Raw genomic sequence first — 21,386 nt, forward strand, 5'->3', positions numbered from 1 at the left:
CCGAATAGCGCTCGGCCATCGAGTGAGCGGGCCGGCTATCACCGGCGCCGGGGGACGCGGAGAGCGTGGTGAGCAGGGACTCACACAGAAGCCTGCCCGGGCAGCGGAGCTACCGATCCGCGGGGGCGGGCACCGAGTCGTCTCGACGAACTCGGCGCTCGCGGTGAGGTGGACAGACGGCGGTGTGCCATCCACTCGGTCAGCGTGCGGGCGGCAAAAGTGTTCCGCGCGCCGAAGGAGACCGAGTACGCCGGCGGGACGCCCTTGAGGAGAGTCGACACTGAGCGTAGAGATGGTCAACCGGAGCGTTCAATGGCCACTGGTGTGCCCATGACCCCAGGCTGGCAGAGTGGAGCGGCCGCCCTGGAATCGACCATACGCCCGACAGCGTGACGTCACGTGGTGCCCCGTCGGCTTCGGAACCGAGTCAGTCACTGCCGAGGTCGACCAGGTGCAGTTGGCCGCGGGAGGTGACGCCGAGCTTCGGGAAGATGTGGCGGAGGTGCTGGCCGACCGTCCGGTGGGAGATGAACAGGCGTGTGCCGATCTCGCGGTTGGTCATCCCGGTGGCTGCCATTCTGGCGATCTGCAGCTCCTGCGGAGTGAGGGCGTCCGCAGTGGAGGGCGTGGGCCTGCCGACCGTTTCACCCGCCGCGCGAAGCTCGGCCCGCGCATCCTCGCCGTACGCGGTGACCCCCAGTGCTTCGAAGCTCTCCACGGCCGCCCGCAGCGGGCGGCGGGCCTCCAGGATGCGGCGCCTGCGACGCAGCCACCGGCCGTGGGCCAGCAGCAGCCGTGCTCGGTGGAACGGCCAGTTGGCCAGCAGTCGGGTGTCGAGAGCCTGTTGGTAGCAGGTTTCCGCCTCGTCCTCGGGGACGACGAGGGGGCGGGCGTAGGTGGCCATGGCCTTCAGAAAGGGTGCGGTCGTCCTTTCGGCCAGAGCCTCCAGTTCCGCGAAGTAGTGTTCTGCCTCGGCGTCGCGGCCGGTGCGGACCGCGGCCTCGATCAGGTCCGCAATACCCCAACAGCCCACGAACCGGTGGTAGGCGATGTCGGCCGGGTCCAGTATGCGTGCCAGCTGCTCGAAGGCGTCGTTGTACTGCTTGTTGACCATGGCGTGCCGGCCTCTGGCGTACTGGGCGAAGGCGAGGATGGACTGCGCGCCCGCCGAGAGCAGTTCCGCCTCGGTCGTCCGGATGAGTTCGTTCGCGACGTCGGATTCGCCGCGTTCACCGGCCAGGGTGGCCAGGGCGAGATCGGCGACGTACGCCCACCGGGACCGGCCGGTGTCGCGGGACAGACGCCGTGACTCGTCCGCCGCGGTCCGTGCCGACCGGTGCTTTCCCAGCTGGATCGCCGCCCACGCCTGGGATGCCAGGGCTTCGCCCAGCAGTCCGAGGCGGCCTTGGTGGCGCAGGCCGTCGACGGCCGCGCACAGATACGGCCAGGAGAGGTCGTACGCCCAGACGGCGGTCAACGAGGCGCCGAGCGCGTGCTGCTCGGCGGGGTCGTCCACGGCCCCCGGCGCCAGTCGGCTCGCCCTGTCGATGACCCAGGCCGCTTCCGCGACCGGGTCCGCGCAGGCGGCGATGGACAGGACCATCGGTTCGCTGTCGTCGCTCTGCAGGCGTCGTGCCGCCTTGACTACGAGGCCGCGCGTCTCCTCGGTCGGGTTGCCGTACCAACAGCCGATGGACAGCGGCCACAGCGCTCTGAGCGCCAGCGCGGCCCCGTCGCTCTCGGCGTCGGCCAGCCGGTCCGCCACGTCGGCGAAGGCCCGTACCCGTTCCGGAGTGAACCAGCTCTCCTCGTTGAGCGCCTCCGTCCACAAGGTGAGACGCAGCCATTCGCCTGTCTCCAGTTGCGTCGCTCTCGCCTCGGCCAGCTGCCGGCGTGCGACGGACGCCTCGCCGAGCTCGAAATGGATCTCGGCCGAGCGCAGCAGCAGGCGCCCGCGGTGGGTGTGCGGCCGGCTGAGAAGGGCGGCCTGCCGCAGTGCCTCGGCCGCGGCTCGCGGAGCTCCCCGGTGGAGCGCCCGGCAGGCGGCCTGCTCGAGGTCGAGCGCCACGTCGTCGTCCGGCCCCTGGGCGGCGGCCGCACGGTGCCATGCACGGCGTTCGGGGTGTCCTGCCAGCACCGTGGCCAGTGCCGTGTGCGCGGCCAGCCGTCTCGAGGCGGTGGCCGCGTGGTAGACCGCCGAACGGACCAGCGGGTGGCGGAAGCGCACCTCGTGCCCGCTCAGCTCGATCAACCCGGCGTCGACGGCGGGTTCCAGGGAGGCGACCGGGTGGGCGAAGCCGTCGAGGACCTGCGCGGCCCCGAGGATCTCGGTCAGGTCCCCTTCTTCGTCGACCGCCGCGACCAGCAGCGCGGTCCGGCTCGAGTCCGGCAGGGCCGACGCCCGCGAGAGGAACGAGCGTTCCAGGCGGCGGGTGGTGGGCAGCCAGGGGAGCAATGTGCGCGGGACGCTTCCGTCGCTCGCGAGCGTCGCCGGGAGCTCGACCAGTGCCAGCGGATTGCCGACGGCTTCGGCCAGCAGTCGGTCGCGTACGGACCGGTCGAGTTCCGGCGCGTGAGCCGTGAGGAGCGCGAGCGCGGCGTCGTCGTCGAGCGGCGCCATCTGCAGCTCGTCCAGGCCCGCGTCGCTCAGCACGGTGTCCTGCCCCTCCCGGGCTGCAATGAGCATGACGACCCGGTCCGCTTCCAGCCGCCGTGCCACGAAGGCCAGCACCTCGCTGCTCGGGCCGTCGATCCAGTGGGCATCGTCGATCAGAAGGACGACGGCGGCCTCGTCGGCGAGGCCGCTGATCAGTTCGAGCGCCGCCAGTCCGACGGAGAACATCTCGGGAGGGTGGCCCGTGGTCATTCCGAAGGCCGCGAACAGCGCCTGCCGTTGCCGAGCCGTCAGCGACGGGGTGTGATCCGTGAGCACCGGGGCGAGCAGTTGGTGCAGTCCTGCGAAGGGAACCGAGGCCTCGGACTGCACGCCGAGCGCCGACAGGACACGGCCGCCACGCGCCCGAGCGGTCTCCCGGACGGCGCCGAGCAGGGCAGTCTTGCCGATCCCGGCCTCTCCGCGCAGCAGCAGCGCACCGCCTGTCCCGTCGAAGGCACGGGTGACGAGGTCCGCCAGCAGTCGCAGCTCGGCGTCACGTCCGTACAGCATGAGCCTTTCCAATGCCATCCGTGCGAGACCTGCCGACCGCCAATCCCTTTCGACCGAAAAGGAACATCTCTCCGATTGCCAGAAGTTAGCACGTTCCCACAAGGCGGGTGGCAAATCGGCCACGCAGGTCTTGGTAGTCGAGACGGCCCTCCGCGGCGTTCCCCACGGCAGGGTGCTGTAGCCCTCGGAGTGCTTCCCCTGGAACTGCTCTCGAGGGGGACCCGGCTGAAAGCGCTCGGGTTCAGCGACAGCGACCGGCAGTGGTCGTCACCGCCTACGCCATCGCCTACGGCAGGCTGCTGCTGCTCGCCGGGCGACGGGCCGACGTGATCGGGCACAAGGCGTCGGCATCTACGGCCCGGCACTCGGACGTCCTCAGGTGTGTCGCGCCCGATGAGCCCCGTGATCGCGCTCAGGTGCCTGCGGGAGTCAGTGGTCGTCGTCCTCGGCGTCGGGTGCTTCCGACGGGATCGGGATCCGCACCTGGACGGAGGTGCCACCGCCGGGGGGCGAGTCGATGGTCAGCGTGCCGTCGAAGGCGGAGACCCGGTCCGCCAGCCCGGTAAGACCGGTGCCGGCCTTGGCCTCGCCCACGCCGCCGACACCGTCGTCCACGACGCGTAGCCGCAGGACATCCGTCAGTTCGAGGTGGACGTCGATCCGGGACGCCTGTGCGTGCTTGACCGCGTTGGTCACGGCCTCGGCGACGACGAAGTAGGCGTTCGACTCCACGGCCGAGGGCATCCGCCGGTCGACCCCGCTCTCGACGACGACGGGGACCGGGCACCGGGACGCCAGGTCCTGCACCGCCGCCACCATGCCCTTCACCGTCAGCACCAGCGGATAGATGCCCGAGGCGAGCGACCTCAACTCGTCGATCGCCGTCTGCGCGTTGTCGATCGACTGGTCCAGCAGTTCGATTGTGGTCGTCTCCCTGCCAGGGATCATCTCCCGGGCGAGCCGTAGCCCGATCATCAGGCTGACGAGCCGCTGCTGCGCCCCGTCGTGCAGGTCCCGGGCCGTGCGCCGGTGCACCGCCTGGACGCTCTCCATGATGCGTCTGCGGCTGTCCTGCAAGGAGACGGCCATGGTGTTGAAGGAGGTGCCCAGCGCACCCGTCTCGGCCACCTTGCTGGGCGAAATCCGTACGGAGAGGTCGCCGCCCGCGAGCCGTTGGGCCGCCTCGGCCACGCCGCGGACCGGGCGGACGACGGCTCGGTGCTGCAGCACCGTGAACGCGGTCACCAGCAGCATCGACGCGGCCAGCCCCACCCCGGCCGCGATGACCGCACGACGGGTGTTGGCCCCCGCGGCTGCCTCCCGCGCGTCCAGCTGCTCACGCTCGTTCGCCATGTACCGGTCGAACTGGTCCCGCAGGGCGTCGACGCGTCGCTTGCCCTCGGCCGTGGCCGCAAGGCCGGACGCCGTGGGGTCGCCCCGCCGGACCGCCTCCACCAGCGGAATCGAGTAGTCGTTCAGCAGGGATTTGACGCTGAGCGTGATCTGCTCGGCGGCGCGGTGCTGGGCGGGGGAGGTGGTGCTCCCGATGAACTCCCGTGACTCCGCGGGAAGGTCCTCGCGCGCCTCCTGCCAGGGCTGGAGGAATTCCACCCGCTTGGTGATCACGAAGCCGCGCTGACCCGTCTCGATGTCCAGGACCAGTTGCTCCAGGGTGCCGGCCTCGACGAGCGCGGTCCGGGAGGCGCGTCTGGCCGAGGTGGAGTAGTTCGCGTCGGAGATGGCCCACAGCAGGACGGCGAACGCGACGCCTATGAGCAGGCCGAGCAGACCGCCCGCGGCGATCGTGAGGCTCGTCAGCCCCAGTCGCATACCCCCATACCGCCGTCGAACCGTCATGCCCCGCCTAGCGCTGGTAAGGACTGAGATGCTTCATGGAGCTATGTAGTCGCACGTGAAGTGAAACTACGAAACAAGTAAGGAGTAGTCAATCACGCCCCCATGGCCCACTTAGTACCCCTTACTGAAGATACTTGAGGGTTCCGCCAGACGCACATGTTAGAACGGACTAAGTCTGAGGAGTCACGTGTTCCCAAGTGTGCTGTGCCAGCCTCTACACTACGGACATGAAAGTCCCCGGCGGCCCGCCGTGCCCACGGTCTTCCGGTCCGGGTCGGCCAGTGGGTCGCCGCGGTTGCGGGAGTCGGGTGGTGGTTTACGCCGGTACAGGAGTTCGCCGCTCGCCGTCCGCTGCTGCTGGCGCTGTGCACCGGTACTCCCGTCGGAGCGTCCTGACGATGGCGGCGTGGCCGCGCGTCCACGCGACGGCCGACACCGTCTTCGTCGTGTCCAACTGGGTGCTCGTCTACGCCGTGTTCGCTCCGGTCGCGTACGCGGAGGGCGCGCGGCAGCGGAATGCGCGGCGGGCCGGCGGACCCACCCCTTCGACGTCGCCGCACCCCATCGCGGACATCGGCCGCTGTTCTGCGTCGGCTCCGCCCCCTGGGGTTCGGGACCCGCACCTCACGGAGGCAACACTTATGGAACTCACTTCGACCGCCGCGGACTCGTTGCCCAGGGTGACCGCCGCCTTCCGGCAGTACCTCATGGGATGGGGCCTTCAGGACCGGACCAACGGGGACATGGAGGTCTTCCGCAGCGGTCTGGCCCAGCCCCAGTTCAACGGCGTGGTCCGGCTGCGGTCGCTGGACGTCGCCGAAGAGGCCATGGCGACCGCGCGGGAGCGGCTCGCGGGCGTGCCCTGGTGGTGGTGGGTCGGTCCGGACAGCCCGACCGGCACCGCCGACGCCCTCACGGGGCTGGGAGCCGTACCGCTCGGTCCCGTACCGCTGATGACCCGCCTCCTCCACCGGGTGGAACCGACCGAGGAACCGCCGGGGCTGACGGTCGAGGAGGTCGGGGACCGGGATCGGCTGACGGAGCTGGTGCGCACCTACGGCAACTCGATGGGGATGTCGCCCGACCTGGAGGCCGGGGCGGTCGGCGCCGAGGAGAAGCGCCCCGACAACGCCGACATCGTGCGCCTGGCCGCCGTACTGGACGGCCAGGTGGTCGGTACGACCGTTGTCATCACGGCGCACCAGGTGGCCGGCCTCTTCCTCGTCCACGTCGCCGCCAGCCATCGCCGACGCGGCATCGGCGGGGCCCTGACCCAGGCCGCGCTGCGGGTCGGGCAGGAGCGGGGGATGCGGCTGGCCGCGCTCGGGGCCAGCGCCATGGGCGAGCCGCTGTACCGGCGCTTCGGCTTCGAGACCGTCTCCCACTACCATCTCTTCTCCGGGCCAGCCTGACATCACCCTCAAACATGTGATCTCAGAGATGGACGATAGGTGATGTCATCGACGGGACACGAGCGCGTTGATCGACTCTCCCATCCCCAGTGAGGCCGGATTCCCATGACAGACATCCCCAGGAAAGACAACGAGCTTCCCCACGCCGTCCGCGTCTTCATCGACGCGACCAACCACGGCGACTCCGAAGCGTTCGTCGCCGCCTTCACGCCGGACGCCCACCTCAACGACTGGGGGCGCGAGTTCCACGGCCGCGACGGCGTGCGTTCGTGGAACCGCACCGACAACATCGGGGTGCAGGCGCACTTCGAGCTGGTCTCCGCTGAGCGGGGCCCGGGAGAGGACTCCTACCGGCTGCGGCTGAAGGTGTCGGGGAACGGCTACAACGGCAACGGCCCGATGGAGTTCGAACTGCGCGACGGACTCATCGCCGGTCTGCGGATCAGCTGACCGTACGGGGCAGGGGCAGGGGGTTTCCTGTCACGCGCCCCGGCACCATCGAGGTCGGATCACGTGGCGGAGCGCGCCGGCGTCGCGGGGCCTGGCACGCGAGAGTCCTGGGTCGTGTCCGGTTGAGCGTCGTGTGTTCGCGGGGACAGGCGGGACTCCGCGACACCAGGGCTCGTGTGTCCGCGGGGACAGGCGGGATTCCGCGGACACCTTAGGGCTCGTCGGTGCCGATGGCGTCGCGTAGGGCGGCCCGCTTGGTGATGCCCAGCTTCGGGAAGATCTGGTACAGGTGAGTGCTCACCGTGCGCGGCGAGACGAACAGTCGTTCGCCGATCTCCTTGTTCGTCATGCCCGATGCCGCAAGGCGGGCGATCTCCAGTTCCTGCGGTGTCAGCGTCGCCACCTTGCCGCCGTGCGCGGCGCTTTGGGTGGCCTGGCCCGCGGCCCGCAGTTCCCGCTCCGCGCGGGCCGCCCACGGGGCGGCGCCCAGTTTCTCGAAGGACGTGAGGGCCGGCCGGAGCTGGGTGCGGGCCTCGGACGGCGCCCGCAGGCGGCGCAGCCGTTCTCCGTACAGCAGGCGGATGCGGGCGGTGTCGAACGGCCACGCGTCGACCGTGGGCAGGCTCAGCGCCTGCTCGAACAGTTTCGGCGCCGCGTCGTCGGGCGCGACGACGGCCGCGCAGCCCGCTTCCAGGATCGCCAGCCGGGGAGAGAGGTCCGCGACGCCCGTTTCGCGCAGCGCGCGGACGTGTTCCTCCGCCTCGGCGCTCCGGTCGGTGCGCACAGCGGCCTCGACGAGGTCCAGGGCGACCCAGAGGCTGTGCGGTGCGTACGGGGCCAGTGTCCCGGCCGGACTGACCGCCGTGGCGTGCTGGTACGCGGACTCGAAGTCGCCCTCGCCCAGGTCGGCCAGGATCAGGGCGTGCCGGGCATAGGTCACGGCCGTGCCCACGCCGCGGGCGCCGGCCCAGCCGATCATCTGGTCGGCCAGGGCCCGGCTGGTCTCGAAACTGCCCTGGACGGCGGCGAGAAGCGCCTGGTGGTAGCGGAAGTACCAGCCGAAGAACCTGGCTCCGGGCTCCTCGCAGATGCCGAGGCCCTCGGCGGCCAGTTCCGCGGCCTCCGACCACTCGCCGCGGTGGAAGTCGTCGACGCAGACGTCCATGAGGGCGACCAGCCGCCTGCGACCGGGTCCGCCCGCCCGCCCGCTGCGGATGAGCCGCCACAGAGGCTCCCGTACGTCGGCGAGGCGGTCCGCGTACCAGGCGGCCGCCGCCAGGTTCTGCACGGTGGCCGGGTCGTTCGCGTCGTGCACCGTGGCCAGTGCGGCGTCCAGCCGCGGCAGCAGGGCCACCCCGTCCCGGGCGGGATCGCCGAACATGCCGGTGACCAGGGAGAGCATGGAGGGCGGCTTGGGTTTGAGTCTGGCCGTCGCGGCGCGGAAGGCCGACCACAGCTCGGCCCGCCCGCTCACGAAGCAGACCAGCGCGAGCGTCCACAGCGCGTTGACCACTGACGTGTCGGACGCGTCCCCGGGGCGCGGGTGCGCCTCGAGGGCCCCGACCAGCAGCCGGTGGGCCGTGTCGACGTGCCCGTCCGAATCGAGCAGCAGCAGGGCCGCGGCCGAGACGTAGTTGAGGGAGGCATGGACCTGCCGGCCCGCCTGCCGGACCCCGTCCAGCAGCTCGGCGGCACCCTTCGTCTCCGCCATGCCCTCCGCCCCGACGTAGGCGGCCTCGGCCAGGCGGCGGGCGCGCCCGTCCGCCGAGGGGCTGAGGTCTGCTGCCCGGCACAGCAGGGAGATCACCGCTTGGTAGTCACCCCGGGCCAACACGCGGCGTGCGGCGGCTTCGAGCTGCGCCGCCACCTCCTCGTCCGGTTCCAGGGTGGCCTCGCCCAGATGCCAGGCCCGGCGCTCGTCGTCGTCCACGAGTGCCGTGGCCAGGGCTCGGTGCACCCGCCGGCGGTCGGCGGACGTCGACTCGGCGACCACGGCGGACCTGATCAGCGGGTGCCGGAACGCGACTCGATGCCGGTCGGTCGTGATCCGCACGAGCTGGTCGCGCTCGGCGGGTCCGAGGTCGTCCAGCCGGTAGTCGTCACCGGCCGCCGCTTGCAGGACGCGCAGCTCACCGCTGCTCTCCAGGGCCGCGGTCAGCAGCAGGCGCCTGGTCGGGGTGGGGAGCGCCGCAACCCGGGCGGCGAACAGCCGCTGGAGGCGTTGGCCGAGCGGCAGCACCGGCGGCAGGGACCGTGTCGGGCCGTCCCGTGCCTCCTCCAGCGCCTGGGGCAGTTCGAGCAGTGCGAGCGGATTGCCCTGGGCGGTGTCCAGCACGCGGGCCCGCGTCTGCGGGTCGAGACCGGGAAAGCGTGTGGTCAGCAGGTGGACGGCCGCCTCGTCGTCCAAGGGCCGCACCGTCAGCTCAGGGAGACCGGAGACGTCGAAGTAGCCGGGCGAACCGGTTCGCAGCGCGGCGAGGAGCCCGGCTCTGCTGCCGACGAGCCGACGGGCGGCGAACCCGAGCACCACCGCGCTGGCCCTGTCCAGCCAGGGCACGTCGTCGATGAGCAGGAGCAGGGGCGTCTCGGCCGCCGCCCTGCGGAGCAGCATCGTGACGGCGCTGGACAGCAGGAGCCGGTCCGGCGCGGGGCCGGTCTCGAAGCCCAGCGCGACCCTTAGCGCTCCGGCCTGCTCGTCGCCGAGCGCGGACAGAACACATGACAGGGGGAGGAGGGCCTGATGCAGCGCGGCGTAGCCGACGTCCGCCTCGAACTCGGTGCCGGTCACGCGCAGTACGGTCGTCCCCGACGCCCGGGCGGCCTCGGCGGTCGCCTCCAGCAGTTCGGTCTTGCCGACACCGGGTTCGCCGGAGATGACCAGCGCACCGCCGTTCGCCCCGACCCGGTCCAGGAAGCGCCGCAGGAATTCCGTCTCCTCAAGGCGCCCCACCAAGGTCGCGGGCTGCGTGCCGGACTCTGTCACGGCTGAAGTCTGCCCGAGGGGTTCCGGAGCCTCAAGACGAACATCCTTCTTGTATTCCTTTCTGCTGCCATACATGGATTTCGCCGAGCATCACGACCTCACCACGGCGAGCGACGGAGATGTATCACGGCCCCACAGGCCTTTTTGACGCGGAAAGGAGCCTGCACGGCGAGGAGTTACGACCGGCTCGGCGTGCTCTTCGGGCGGTCGGAATGCGTCGCGCCCCCGTTGACCGGCAGACGGGCGAGGGCACGGCGGTCACCTCCTGACGTGGGCCTGTTGGGTGACGGCTCGCTCACAGGCTCTCAGCCCGTGCACTGTCATGACATCGAGCCCGCGCCAGCAGGAGTGTGGGGCAGCCCCCATGCTTCTGGGCTGGGTGGTGACATGCCCAGAAGTCAGCATCGGAAGTAAGTTGTTTTACACACCACTTCAGGAAGGCGACATCATGCCCGTACATTGCATCGGTCTCGTCGTCCACCAGGGGCGGGCCGCCGCCCGCGAGGCGGCGCGGACCGTACATGGTTGGAGCGAGGCCCGCGGCATTCCCTGCACCGACATCGACGTGTGGGCCGGGGACCACCACCGCCGAGGGGGCCGCGAGGAAGCCGAGGCCGCCGGCAATCCGGATCTCGTCGTCACCCTGGGCGGCGACGGAACCTTCCTGCGCGGCGCCCGGATCGCCTGCAAGAGCGGTGCCCGGGTACTCGGCGTCGACCTGGGGAAGGTCGGCTTCCTCACCGAGGTTCCGGTGTCGGAGGTGACGGCCGCCCTCGACGCCGTGCACCAGGGGCACGCCGCCGTTGAGGAACGCATGACGCTCACCATGCGCTGCTCGCGGCCCCTGGAGATCCCGCCGGATCTGGGGGCCCTGCTGCTGTACGGGCGCGGGCCGGCGCTGCCCGCCCCGCACATCCGGCCCGAGACGACCGAGGGGGAAGGCTGGGGCATCCCTCTCGACGTCAACGCCGTCAACGACGTCGTCCTGGAGAAGCTGGCGCGCGACCGCCAGGTGAGCGTCGGTGTCTACATCGCCGGCCGGCTCCTGGCCTCGTACTCCGCCGACGCGCTGGCCGTCGCCACGCCCACCGGATCCACCGCCTACAGCTTCGCCGCCGGTGGTCCGGTCCTCTCCCCGCACATGGAAGCGGTGGTCTTCACCCCGATCGCCCCGCACATGACCTTCAGCCGCAGCATCGTCGCCGCGCCGGACGAGCCCGTGGCCCTGCGGGTCCTGCCGCATTCCGGGCCTGCCGCCGTGAGTGTGGACGGCCAACTGCGCGGTGTCCTCGACCCCCGTGACTGGATCGGCGTCTTCCGTGCGCCCGACCGGGTGCGGCTCATCCGTCTGCACCCGACGGACTTCTACGGGCGGCTGCGAGACCGTTTCCGTCTGACCGACGCCCCCGCCACGGCCGCGGACGGGCCTTCGGAGCCGTTCTTCCGCCCCGACACGCCCATCCCGCCGGACCTGGCGAACCTGCGGCTGCCGCCGCCCACGGCCGCTCGCTGACCGGTGGAGAGGCTGCCGACGCCGTTCGCGGCCGGCCCGTCGGGTGCTGCCGCTCGAAGCGGCGCTCCGGCCCCGAGCCGGGGCGGCCGTGAACCGGAGCGCCTGTCGTGCGATCACGGGCGTGTGGCGGCTCCGTGCCCCTCCCGGGGACAGCGCCTCGACTCGTCGACCAGATCAGATCCGCCGGCTCCCGCCGGCCTCACAGGCGCATGGCCGAGCGCGGCCTGTGGCTGCCGAAGGCGCGAAGAGGACCGGCGGATGAGGTGAACGGAGAGCCGCACCGCTGTCCGCATCAGCCGGCGGGAGGTGGCGGATCCCGGGGATCAGTCCACCGGTTCCAGTACCAGCACCGGAATCACCCGCGTGGTCTTGGAGCGGTAACCGTAGTAGGAGGGCCCGGCGCGGACCGCGCGGTCCCTGGCGCTCGGCTCCGTGGACATCCCGCGCCCGGTACGGCCTCGCGTCCGGGTGGGCCACAAGGTTGTGGTACCAGGCGGGATGGGTCAGGGCGCCCCCTTGGAGGCGACGGCCGCGTACCGGCCCCCGTGCTGCACCCGGATCACCGGGGTCTGCCGGGTCCGGCCCATCCTGGCCCCGGTCGTCGTGAGGATGACCAACTGGGCGTGCGTGGCGCCGTACTCCACCGCGATGGTGTCCGTCGTGCCCGTTTCGAGCGCGGTGCCCACCAGGCGCGCTTGGTCAAGGACCCAGACCTCTCCGGAATGACACTGAGGTCCCTGTCCGCGGTGGGCTGTTCGGGGGTGCGTTCCGCCATGGGTCACTGCCTTGAGGTTGCTTGGACAGGTCGTGGCAGACCGCACTGGTCAGTGAGGGTAAGTCACGTTACCGCAGTCAACACGCATTCCCTGACACGATGTGACGCCCTGTCGAGCACTGCTGAGTGCAACATGACATTCCAGTAGACTCATGTTCGTGTCAGGTAGTTGTCCGACAGCTCGTACTGACATGATGCCCGCTCTTCGCTGAGCCCCCTGTTTGACATCCTCGAGAAGGTACTGACATGCCCCACGCAACCACCGACCGCGCCGACGTCCGAGACATGCTCGTGGTCCACGAGGCCTTCCGGCAGAGCTACTCCCGGCTTCCCGCATTGATCAAGAGCGTGGAGGCCGGTGATGTCGAGCGGGCCGCGGTGGTCGCGGATCACGCGCAGCTCGTCGAGGAGTTCCTCCACCTGCACCACAAGGGCGAGGACGAGCTGCTGTGGCCCAAGCTGCTGGAGCGGGCGGGTGACCGGCTCGGTGACACCGTGGCCCTCTTGGAGAGCCAGCACGAGGAGATCGCGGCCCTGCTCGCCGAGTCGGCGCAGCGGCTGGCGATCTGGCGCGAGCGGCCTTCGAAGGAGTCGGGGGAGCGGCTCGCCGATTCCCTTGAGCGGCTGGGCAGCCTGCTGACCGACCACCTCGGCATCGAGGAGAAGGACGTCCTGCCGATCGTCCCCGAGTACGTGACGGCCAAGGAGTGGCACGAGCTCGGGGACCACGCGATCAACGCGCTGCCCAAGACCAAGCTGCCCGTCGTCTTCGGCATGCTCGCCTCGCTCGCCGACCCCGAGGTCGTCAAGCTCATGCTCTCGACCGCGCCCCTGGTGCCCCGGCTGATCATGCCCGTGGTGGGCCCGAAGGCCTACGCCCGGCACGCCCGCAAGGTGTACGGGTCGGCTGCCTGAACCGGCGGCGCCGGGCCGCCGCGCCCGGGCCGCGCCGGTCCCCCGAGCGGCTCCGCGCCGGTCGTCCGGCGGCGGCCGGCGCGGCGCGTTGCCCTTCTTCCGGCGGCGGGAGACGGCCGCAGCCCATCTCATCACCCCGTGCAGGAGAGCACTGTGACCGATCAGGACCGTGCACGGGCGGCCCTCCTCCAGAGGGCGTCGACGCGATCCACTCGGACGGACGCCGCCCGCAACCACGACGCGATCGTCGCCGCCGCGCGCGAGGAGTTCGCCGAGAACGGTGACGACGTGTCGTTGAAGGCGATCGCACGACGCGCGGGGACCGGCATAGCGACCCTCTACCGCAGGTTCCCCTCGCGGGCGGTCTCCTGCAGGCCGTCCTACGCCGACGACGTCGCCGACACGGTCGACGCGCTGTGCCGCACGGCCGGCGGCGGACCGGCCGGGGAGACGGCCCGACCCGCAGCCGTGGCCGGCGCCGGGGCCGTCACCCGGGACGGGGCGCTGCGCGAGGTGTTCACCACCGGATCGCCCACCCTGGAGCCGTCCCGCGAGGTGCTGGGCGAGGCCGTCGCCCAGCTGCTGGCCGGCGCCGGGGTACGGCTGTCCTCCTGCCGGGGGATGGAGGCCGACCCACTGCTGCGGAACGTGGTGACCGTCGCGGGGTCCCCGTTCCTGAGCTATGCGGAGCCGGGCGCGCCCCAGCCGTCCTGCTGGACGGTGTACGGGCGGGCGGCCCGTCGGGCGGTGGACCGGCGAACGGCCGGGCGGTCATGCCTCCCGAGGCCCGGGAGACGGTCCGACCCGGCCGTGGTCTGGAAGACGACCAGGTGCGTACGGACCCACCGCGTCCCGTCTGAGCGCAGCGGGCCGGGCAGCCTGTGCGTCGGTGTCACCGCGCGGGTGGGCGTCGGGGCCGGGGCCAGGAACAGCGTGCCTCGGAAGCTGCCGCGCAGGGTGCGGACGGCGACGGTCGCCCAGGCGGTCAGCAGCAGGGTGTAGAGGACGACGGAGGCCCCGCCGAAGGCGTCCGAGTGCAGGGGCAGTGCCAGCCAGGGCGCAGGTTTGACCATGGGCGGAGACCGGCACCAGCCACCCGCCGAAGGCGGAATCCTCGCCGACCTTTGTGCTCGGTCATCGCCAGGTAGGGGATCCACACCGCGGTGATCAGGCCGAGCAGAGTGCCTCCGGTTCACAGAACGGCGTCGACGCGTGCGGCCGCCGTCGACCCGACCCCGTTCTTGCCCAGGGAGAGGGTGCCCGCGCCCACGGTCACCAGGAGGCGACGGGCGGTGCCGACCGTGTGCACGAGGGGGTCGTGCGACGGAAGTAGTCATCTACCTACCGTCTCTCCTGCCATATGACTCAGGTAGTCACTCTTCGTGTCATGTCATAAGGCCGATCCATGAGCCCTGGAGTCTGTTTGTCTCCTGTATCGCGCACATGTGTGATGTCTAACTGTCCGCCTGCCCTGCAGTATGAGTCAGTACCGACCGCCCGACGTGTGACGGACAGCAGTGAGGAGTCATCGTGTGTCCGGCTTTCTCCCCACAGCGGTGACGACATGGCAAGCCGCCGCACGTCTTCGAACTGCGGGAGTGCTACGCCCGGGTCCTCAGCGCGCACGAGGGCGCTGCACTTCACCGAGCGCCGCGGCGACCTGGCCCTGCACGAGCCGGTCGTGGGTGGTGCCGTCTGCCTGCCGGCGCTGGGGTTCACGGTGGCTCCGAAGCGGTGGATCGCCGTCGTCGCGCGCGTGGTCTCCGGCGGGCCGGCAGCCGTCGGGCGGGGTGACGCCGTCGCCCGCCTGATGTCCGCAGGGCCGGCATCCGCCCGGCTTGGGGGTGTCCGCACGGTCTCGCCTGGCCTGCGGCGCCTGGCACGCACTCTCGCCGCACCCGGCGCACACCCGTGTACGACCAGTACGGGGGCGTCCGCCCGGCATGCCGGGAGCACGGACCAGGCGCCGCACACCCCGCCCTCCAGGCGGACGGCGCGACTGCGCGGACCTTCTCTAGTGGCCGCCGGGTCCCGCCTTTCCGGCGAGTCGGGTCAGCAGTTCGCCCAGCAGCAGGTGCTCGCCCGGGGTGAACGGCTGCTCTCCCTCCTCCTCGAGCAGGGCCTTGAGTGCCACGGCGTGCCGGGCGCCGCGCTCGGCACGCGACTGTTCGGCGCCGGTCTCCTCCTCATCCGTGATCAGGGCGGCCAGGAGGGCGTCCCGGGTGTTCTCCGCCAGGCCCTCGTGCTCGGCGAGCCGTCCGGCGGCACGGGCGCTGATCAGGGTGACCGTCACGCCGATGCCGGCGGCGTGGATCATCGCCGCGGCTGCCTGGACGTCCATCCGCAGGCGGCCCGTCTCCGCGACTCGGGTGACCAGCCGCACGAGGATGTCGTTCGCCTCGCCCATGACCGTGGCGCCCTCGCCCGGCCGGGGGTCGGTGTAGAGGAGCCGGTACAGGGCCGGGTTGGCCAGTCCGAAGGAGACATGCAGGTCCCAGCCGCGGCGCAGTTGCTCGACCGGGTCGCCGGAGGCGAGGTTGGCGTGCTTGTCGGCGAGATAGGAGGCGAAGCCGCGCTGGGCGACCTCGTCGAGGAGTCCCTGCATGTCGCCGAACTGCCGGTAGATCGTCTGGGCCTGTACGCCTGCGGCCGCGCTGACGGAGCGGGTGGAGACCGCCTCCCGTCCGCCCTCGGCCAGCAGGTCCGCTGCCGCCCGCAGAATCCGCTCGCGCGGCTGCGGGGTCGTCTCGGTCACTGTCATGCAATCGATGATAACGCTTGACGGTGATCGATGCTGTGTTATCGTCGATGCATTGGAAGCGTGATCGCTGATGTTCCCTTGATGGGGTCCGGCGTCACAGTGAGGAGAGAGATCATGTCCACTGCCACCCAGACCACTCCGACCACTCAGCCGCAGACGGTCCTCGTCACGGGTGCCGGCACGGGCATGGGCGCTCTGTCGTCCATCTCCCTCGTCCGGGCCGGGCACCGCGTCTTCGCCTCGATGCGTGATCCGGAGGGCCGCAACGCGGAAAAGGCCCAGGCGCTGCGCGCCCAGACCAAGGACGCGCCCGGCGAGCTCTCCGTCGTGGAACTCGACGTGCTCTCCGAGGAGTCCGCCGCGGCCGCCGTCGAGCGGGTCGTACGGCAGGCCGGCGGACTGGACGTCGTCGTCCACAACGCCGCTCACCTGCTGGTCGGCGTGACCGAGGCGTTCAGCCCGGAGGAGGTGCTGCGCGCCTTCGACGTCAACGCCGTGGGCGCCCTGCGCGTCAACCGGGCCGTCCTGCCGGTGATGCGCCGTCAGGAGTCGGGCCTGCTGCTGTGGATCGGCTCGGGCACGACCCGCGCCATCCCGCCCTTCCTCGCCCCGTACACCGCGGCCAAGGCCGCCTTCGACGCCTTCGCCGAGTCGACCGCCTGGGACGTCTCCGCCTACGGCGTCGAGACCACGATCCTGATGCCCGGCGTCTTCACCCACGGCACCGCGCACTTCGCCAACGCCGCCTTCCCCGCAGATACCGCGCGCACGGCCGCCTACGACAAGATCGCCCCGTTTCTCGCCTCCATGGGCGAGGACACCGAGCGGTTGATGGTCGACGGCGTGAGCGCCGACCCGCAGATAGTCGCCGACGAGGTCGTCCGGGTCGTCGACCTGCCCGTCGGCCGGCGCCCGCGCCGTACCGTCGCCGACGGTTCCGACTACGGCGCCGAAATCATCAACGGCGCCGCCGAGGAACTGCGGCTGCGTCTGGCCCGGCGCATGGGCGTCACCGGCCTGCTGGACCGCCTCTGAGCCGGACCGCTCCGCGCTCGGCGCGCTACGGATCGGCCCCGTCCCGCAGACATCACCGCACCCCTCCCTCACAGCACCAGCACCAGCACCAGCACCAGCACCAGCACCAGCACAAGGAGAAAAGTCATGACCGTGACGCGGCGCAAGCTCGGCAAGAACGGCCCGGAAGTCTCCACCATCGGCCTGGGCGCCATGGGCATGTCGGACCTGTACGGTCCGGCCGACGACGCCGAGAGCATCGCCACCCTGCACGCCGCGATCGACGCGGGCCTGAACCTCGTCGACACCGGTGACTTCTACGGCTCGGGCGCGAACGAGATGCTCATCGCGCGCGCCCTGCGCAACCGTCGGCGCGAGGACGTCGTGCTGAGCGTCAAGTTCGGCTCCCGCCGCACGCCCGACGGCGGCTTCCAGCCCGTTCCCTACGACGTGTCGCCGGAGGCCGTGAAGGACCGTCTGGCCTACTCGCTGCGGCGCCTGGAGACCGACTACATCGACATCTACCGCCCGGCCCGCCTCAACCCGGACATCCCGGTGGAGGAGACCGTCGGCGCCCTGGAGGAGATGCGCCGGGCCGGTTACATCCGCCACATCGGGCTGTCGGAGGTGGGCGCCGACACCATCCGGCGCGCCGCCGCGGTGGCCCCGATCAGCGACCTCCAGATCGAGTACTCGCTGATCTCCCGCGGCCCGGAGCAGTCGATCATCCCGACGCTGCGGGAGCTGGGCATCGGCCTGACGGCGTACGGCGTCCTCTCCCGCGGTCTGCTCAGCGGTCACTGGTCGCCCTCGCGCGAGCTGAGCGGCAACGATTTCCGTGCTCACTCGCCGCGCTTCCAGGGCGAGAACCTGGAGGCGAACCTGCGCCTGGTCGAGGCGCTGGGCAAGGTGGCCGAGCGGCTCGGCGCCACCACCAGCCAGGTGGCGATCGCCTGGGTGGCCGCCCAGGGCAAGGACATCGTGCCGCTGGTCGGCGCCCGCCGCCGGGAGCGGCTGGCGGAGTCGCTGGGCGCCGCCGACCTGACCCTCGACGCGGAGACGCTGGCCGAGATCGAGAAGGCGGTTCCCGCCGGCGCGGTGGCCGGCGAGCGGTACGCCGCCCCGCTGATGGCGACGCTCGACAGCGAGCGCTGAGCGTCCCCGCTCCCACCGCCGCGTTTTGATAGGGGCGGTGGTCGCCCCTGGCCCGTCGGATCGGAGGCCGATCACCGCCCTTTGCGGCTCGGCTCCTGAGCCAGGCTGGGTCCAGCGCTCGAATTCGTCGCGCTCCTGGAGTGCCGGGTCGAGCAGTTCGAGCAGGCCTGGGACCGCGATCACGCGTGGCGCGGCGGCCCTGCCCCCCGGAGGGGCGGCCGACCGCCATCCTCCCCGCGGTACGGACCCGGTGCCTGCGGCATCGGGTCCGTACCGCTTCGGCCGCGCCCACCACCAGCCGGCGACCGGGTGGGGCCTCGTCGGAGGCCACACCCGGTCCTCGCTGCTCAGGCCCGCTTCAATCGCAGCGTCACCAGCTCGAACGGCCGCAGCCGTACGGCGATCCGGTCGCCGTCCACGACCGGCGCGGCTGTGTCCGCCAGCGGGCGTTCCAGCAGGTCCGTGACGGCGACCGCGGCGACCGGGAAGCCGGCTGTCAGGGTGGCCCGCGCCCGGCCGCCGTGGGCCTCGTGGAAGCGGACCACCACGTCCCCGCTGCCGTCGTCGGCCAGCTTCAGGGCCGTGACGACGACCGCATCCTGATCCACCGTCACCAGGGGCGCCGTCTCGCCTGCGCCCGTCAGCCGCCGCTCGGGCAGGTTGATCCGCCAGCCCTCGCGAACCGCGTCGCCGATCCCGGCGCCGGGCACCAGTGCGTGCCGGAACCGGTGGATGCCCTGGTCGGTCTCCGGGTCGGGGAAGCGCGGGGCCCGCAGCAGCGACACCCGGACCGTGGTCGTCGTACCGCCGTCACCGTCGGTGCGGACCGTGCGGGTCACGTCGTGGCCGTACGTCGAGTCGTTGACGAGAGCCACGCCCCAGCCGGGTTCCTCCAGGTGGACGAAGCGGTGGTTGCACGCCTCGAACTTGGCCGCCTCCCACGAGGTGTTGGTGTGGGTGGGACGGTGGAAGTGCCCGAACTGGGTCTCCGACGCATACCGCTCCGCGTGCACGTCGAGCGGGAAGGACAGCTTGAGGAACTTCTCCGTCTCGTGCCAGTCGACCTCGGTGTCGATGACCAGCCGCCGCTCCCCGGGAGGCAGCGTCAGCACCTGGGTGACCCGGGAGGAGCCGAAGGCGCGGACGACCCGCACCGACAGCCCGTCCTTCCCGGCCGTGACCGACTCGACGCCGGTCAGGTCGGTGACGGTGTTGCGGTAGAACTCGTCCACGTCCCACGCGTCCCACATGTTCGGGAAGTCCGGGTGCAGTTGAAGCAGGTTGGCGGCCCGGCCCGGCGCGACCGTCTCACGGTCGGCCTCCACGTCGTACGCCGACACCACCAGGCCCCGGGCGTCCACCTCGACCTTCAGCAGGCCGTTGTCCAGGACGAACCCACCCTCGCCGCGGGTGGCGAGCCGGGTCTCGCCCTCAGTCACCGGGGCCGCCGCGGCACCGGCCGGGACGCCGTGGCGGCCGTGCGGCGCGGAGTTGAAGAGCAGTTCGGTGCCGCCCTCGCCGGCCAGGGCGCTCTGGGCGGCGTCGATGATCGCGTTCAGCTCGGCGGCGATGCGCTCGTACGTCGCCCGCGCCTCGCGGTGCACCCAGGCGATGGAGGAGCCGGGCAGGATGTCGTGGAACTGGTGGAGCAGCACGGTCTTCCAGATGCGGTCCAACTCCTCGTAGGGATAGACGAATCCGGTGCGGACGGCGGCGGTCGCGGCCCAGAGTTCGGCCTCGTGCAGCAGGTGTTCGCTGCGCCGGTTGCCCTGCTTGGTCCTGGCCTGGCTGGTGAGGGTGGCGCGGTGCAGTTCGAGGTACAGTTCGCCGACCCAGACCGGCGGCTCGGGGTACTCGGCCTCCGCCTTGGCGAAGAAGGCCTGCGGGGTCTCCCACACCACCGTCGGCGAGCCCTCCAGGTCTTTGATCCGGGCGGCCTTGGCGACCATCTCGCGGGTGGTGCCGCCGCCGCCGTCGCCCCAGCCGGTCGGGGCGAGGGAGTGCCGGGCTCGGCCCTTGTCCTTGAAGTTCTTCTCGGCGTGGGCGATCTCGCTGCCCTTCATGGAACAGTTGTAGGTGTCGACCGGCGGGAAGTGCGTGAAGATTCGGGTGCCGTCGATGCCCTCCCATCGGAACGTGTGGTGGGGGAACTTGTTCGTCTGCGACCAGGAGATCTTCTGCGTCAGCAGGTACCGGGAGCCCGCCGCCTTGATGATCTGCGGCAGACCCGCTGCGAAGCCGAAGGTGTCGGGCAGCCAGGCCTCGTCGTTCTCGATGCCGAACTCGTCGAGGAAGAACCGCTTTCCGTGCACGAACTGCCTGGCCATCGCCTCCGAGCCCGGCATGTTGGTGTCCGACTCCACCCACATCCCGCCGGCCGGCACGAACCGCCCGTCCGCCACCGCTTTCTTCACCCGCGCCCACACCTCGGGCCGGTGCTCCTTCACCCACGTCCACTGCTGCGCCTGTGACATGGCGAAGACGAACTCCGGCTCGTCCTCCAGCAGCGCGGTCATGTTGGACGTGGTCCGGGCCACCTTGCGCACCGTCTCCCGCAGCGGCCACAGCCACGCGGAGTCGATGTGCGCGTGGCCGACCGCGCTGATGCGGTGCGCGGAGGGGACGGCGGGCGAGGCGAGGACCTGCTCCAGTTCGGCGCGGGCACGGGCCGCCGTGCCGTTCACGTCCTGCAGGTCGACCGCGTCCAGCGCCCGCTCGACCGCGCGCAGGATGTCGTAGCGGCGGGCGGAGTCCACCGGCAGCTCGGCCATCAGCTCGCCGAGCACCTCGAGGTCGATGACCAGCTGCCACACCGTCTCGTCGAAGACGGCGAGGTCCATGCGCGCGAGGGTGTACTGCGGCTCGCTGCCGGCGGTCTCCTTGTCGCCGAGCCGGGTCGGCAGGAAGGGGTGGTAGTCGAGGATGACGGGGTTGGAAGCGGCCTCGATGTGCAGCCGCACCTCCTCCCCGCCCCTGACGGGCGCGCCGATGCGCACCCACTGGTTGCGCGGGTTGAGACCCTTCACCGGGGTGCCGTCGCCCCGGTAGACCAGGCCCTCGCACTGGAAGCCGGGCATGTTCTCGTCGAAGCCGAGGTCGAGGAGCGCCTCGACGGTCTTCCCGGCCCAGGCCTCGGGGACGGTACCGGTCACCCGGAACCAGCTGGTGCCCCAGGGGGCGCCCCAGCGGGCGCCCACCGCGATCGGCTCGGGCTCGGCGGCCAGTCCTTCGGCGACCGGCACCGGCTCGCCGGGCGCGTGCCACACCGCCACCTCCAGCGGGACCGACTCGGGGTGGACGGCGGGGCGGATGCGCTCGTCGAGGACGCGCTTGAGACGGGCCTCGACCAGGGTGCGGTCGTCATGCATCGGGGTGCTCCGTAGGT

13 protein-coding genes are annotated in these 21,386 nt (G+C 71.3%); 7 read left to right on the forward strand and 6 right to left on the reverse strand.

Features of this window, described 5'->3' with window-relative positions; all coding sequences use genetic code 11:
* Nucleotides 1–427: 427 nt before the first annotated feature.
* Both ACIHAR_RS07485 and ACIHAR_RS07490 read right to left on the reverse strand, forming a co-directional pair.
* The gene (locus ACIHAR_RS07485) at nt 428–3,166 is read right to left on the reverse strand and encodes an ATP-binding protein (RefSeq protein ID WP_400017701.1); all 2,739 of its coding nucleotides are present in this window, start codon (nt 3,164–3,166) and stop codon (nt 428–430) included.
* Nucleotides 3,167–3,595: 429 nt separating this feature from the next.
* Nucleotides 3,596–4,996, reverse strand: a complete 1,401-nt coding sequence (locus tag ACIHAR_RS07490) for a CHASE3 domain-containing protein (RefSeq protein WP_400017703.1) — start codon at nt 4,994–4,996, stop codon at nt 3,596–3,598.
* Between the two features lie 668 nt (nt 4,997–5,664).
* On the opposite strand from ACIHAR_RS07490, the gene ACIHAR_RS07495 reads away from it, so the two are divergent.
* Both ACIHAR_RS07495 and ACIHAR_RS07500 read left to right on the forward strand, forming a co-directional pair.
* Nucleotides 5,665–6,435, forward strand: coding sequence for a GNAT family N-acetyltransferase (locus ACIHAR_RS07495; RefSeq protein WP_365453181.1), 771 nt, complete (start codon nt 5,665–5,667; stop codon nt 6,433–6,435).
* Nucleotides 6,436–6,540: 105 nt separating this feature from the next.
* Nucleotides 6,541–6,885 (forward strand): nuclear transport factor 2 family protein, encoded by a 345-nt coding sequence (locus ACIHAR_RS07500; RefSeq protein WP_400017706.1) that lies wholly within the window; start codon nt 6,541–6,543, stop codon nt 6,883–6,885.
* A 211-nt stretch (nt 6,886–7,096) separates the two neighbouring features.
* On the opposite strand, the gene ACIHAR_RS07505 is transcribed toward ACIHAR_RS07500, so the two are convergent.
* The gene (locus ACIHAR_RS07505; protein WP_400017708.1) at nt 7,097–9,868 is read right to left on the reverse strand and encodes an AAA family ATPase; all 2,772 of its coding nucleotides are present in this window, start codon (nt 9,866–9,868) and stop codon (nt 7,097–7,099) included.
* A 448-nt stretch (nt 9,869–10,316) separates the two neighbouring features.
* Between ACIHAR_RS07505 and ACIHAR_RS07510 the strand changes: the two genes are divergently transcribed.
* On the forward strand, nt 10,317–11,381 hold the full coding sequence (locus ACIHAR_RS07510; RefSeq protein ID WP_365453172.1) for an NAD(+)/NADH kinase: 1,065 nt from the start codon (nt 10,317–10,319) through the stop codon (nt 11,379–11,381).
* Between the two features lie 503 nt (nt 11,382–11,884).
* On the opposite strand, the gene ACIHAR_RS07515 is transcribed toward ACIHAR_RS07510, so the two are convergent.
* Complete coding sequence (locus tag ACIHAR_RS07515) at nt 11,885–12,067, reverse strand: nitroreductase/quinone reductase family protein (protein WP_365453169.1); 183 nt, start codon at nt 12,065–12,067, stop codon at nt 11,885–11,887.
* A 335-nt stretch (nt 12,068–12,402) separates the two neighbouring features.
* Between ACIHAR_RS07515 and ACIHAR_RS07520 the strand changes: the two genes are divergently transcribed.
* Together ACIHAR_RS07520 and ACIHAR_RS07525 are read left to right on the forward strand one after the other, a co-directional pair.
* Entirely contained in the window at nt 12,403–13,071 is a 669-nt protein-coding gene (locus tag ACIHAR_RS07520) for a hemerythrin domain-containing protein (protein WP_365453166.1), read from the forward strand.
* 153 nt (nt 13,072–13,224) lie between these two features.
* Nucleotides 13,225–14,073 (forward strand): helix-turn-helix domain-containing protein, encoded by an 849-nt coding sequence (locus tag ACIHAR_RS07525; protein WP_400017712.1) that lies wholly within the window; start codon nt 13,225–13,227, stop codon nt 14,071–14,073.
* Between the two features lie 1,012 nt (nt 14,074–15,085).
* On the opposite strand, the gene ACIHAR_RS07530 is transcribed toward ACIHAR_RS07525, so the two are convergent.
* On the reverse strand, nt 15,086–15,832 hold the full coding sequence (locus tag ACIHAR_RS07530) for a TetR/AcrR family transcriptional regulator (RefSeq protein ID WP_400017714.1): 747 nt from the start codon (nt 15,830–15,832) through the stop codon (nt 15,086–15,088).
* A gap of 114 nt (nt 15,833–15,946) precedes the next feature.
* Here ACIHAR_RS07530 and ACIHAR_RS07535 point away from each other — a divergent pair, with 114 nt between their 5' ends.
* Entirely contained in the window at nt 15,947–16,867 is a 921-nt protein-coding gene (locus ACIHAR_RS07535; protein WP_400017716.1) for an SDR family NAD(P)-dependent oxidoreductase, read from the forward strand.
* 126 nt (nt 16,868–16,993) lie between these two features.
* On the forward strand, nt 16,994–18,001 hold the full coding sequence (locus ACIHAR_RS07540) for an aldo/keto reductase (protein WP_400017719.1): 1,008 nt from the start codon (nt 16,994–16,996) through the stop codon (nt 17,999–18,001).
* A gap of 347 nt (nt 18,002–18,348) precedes the next feature.
* Here the strand turns inward: ACIHAR_RS07540 and ACIHAR_RS07545 are convergent, their stop codons facing one another.
* Nucleotides 18,349–21,369 (reverse strand): alpha-mannosidase, encoded by a 3,021-nt coding sequence (locus ACIHAR_RS07545; protein WP_400017721.1) that lies wholly within the window; start codon nt 21,367–21,369, stop codon nt 18,349–18,351.
* Between the last annotated feature and the right edge of the window lie 17 nt (nt 21,370–21,386).

This window comes from Streptomyces sp. NPDC052016 (assembly GCF_044548445.1).
In the GTDB taxonomy this organism is placed as follows: domain Bacteria; phylum Actinomycetota; class Actinomycetes; order Streptomycetales; family Streptomycetaceae; genus Streptomyces.

Coding starts and splice junctions, on each gene's coding strand:
- ACIHAR_RS07485 (WP_400017701.1), bottom strand. CDS start 3,166: ATGCTGTACGGACGTGACGCCGAGCTGCGACTGCTGGCGGACCTCGTC.
- ACIHAR_RS07490 (WP_400017703.1), bottom strand. CDS start 4,996: ATGCGACTGGGGCTGACGAGCCTCACGATCGCCGCGGGCGGTCTGCTC.
- ACIHAR_RS07495 (WP_365453181.1), top strand. CDS start 5,665: ATGGAACTCACTTCGACCGCCGCGGACTCGTTGCCCAGGGTGACCGCC.
- ACIHAR_RS07500 (WP_400017706.1), top strand. CDS start 6,541: ATGACAGACATCCCCAGGAAAGACAACGAGCTTCCCCACGCCGTCCGC.
- ACIHAR_RS07510 (WP_365453172.1), top strand. CDS start 10,317: ATGCCCGTACATTGCATCGGTCTCGTCGTCCACCAGGGGCGGGCCGCC.
- ACIHAR_RS07520 (WP_365453166.1), top strand. CDS start 12,403: ATGCCCCACGCAACCACCGACCGCGCCGACGTCCGAGACATGCTCGTG.
- ACIHAR_RS07530 (WP_400017714.1), bottom strand. CDS start 15,832: ATGACAGTGACCGAGACGACCCCGCAGCCGCGCGAGCGGATTCTGCGG.
- ACIHAR_RS07535 (WP_400017716.1), top strand. CDS start 15,947: ATGTCCACTGCCACCCAGACCACTCCGACCACTCAGCCGCAGACGGTC.
- ACIHAR_RS07540 (WP_400017719.1), top strand. CDS start 16,994: ATGACCGTGACGCGGCGCAAGCTCGGCAAGAACGGCCCGGAAGTCTCC.
- ACIHAR_RS07545 (WP_400017721.1), bottom strand. CDS start 21,369: ATGCATGACGACCGCACCCTGGTCGAGGCCCGTCTCAAGCGCGTCCTC.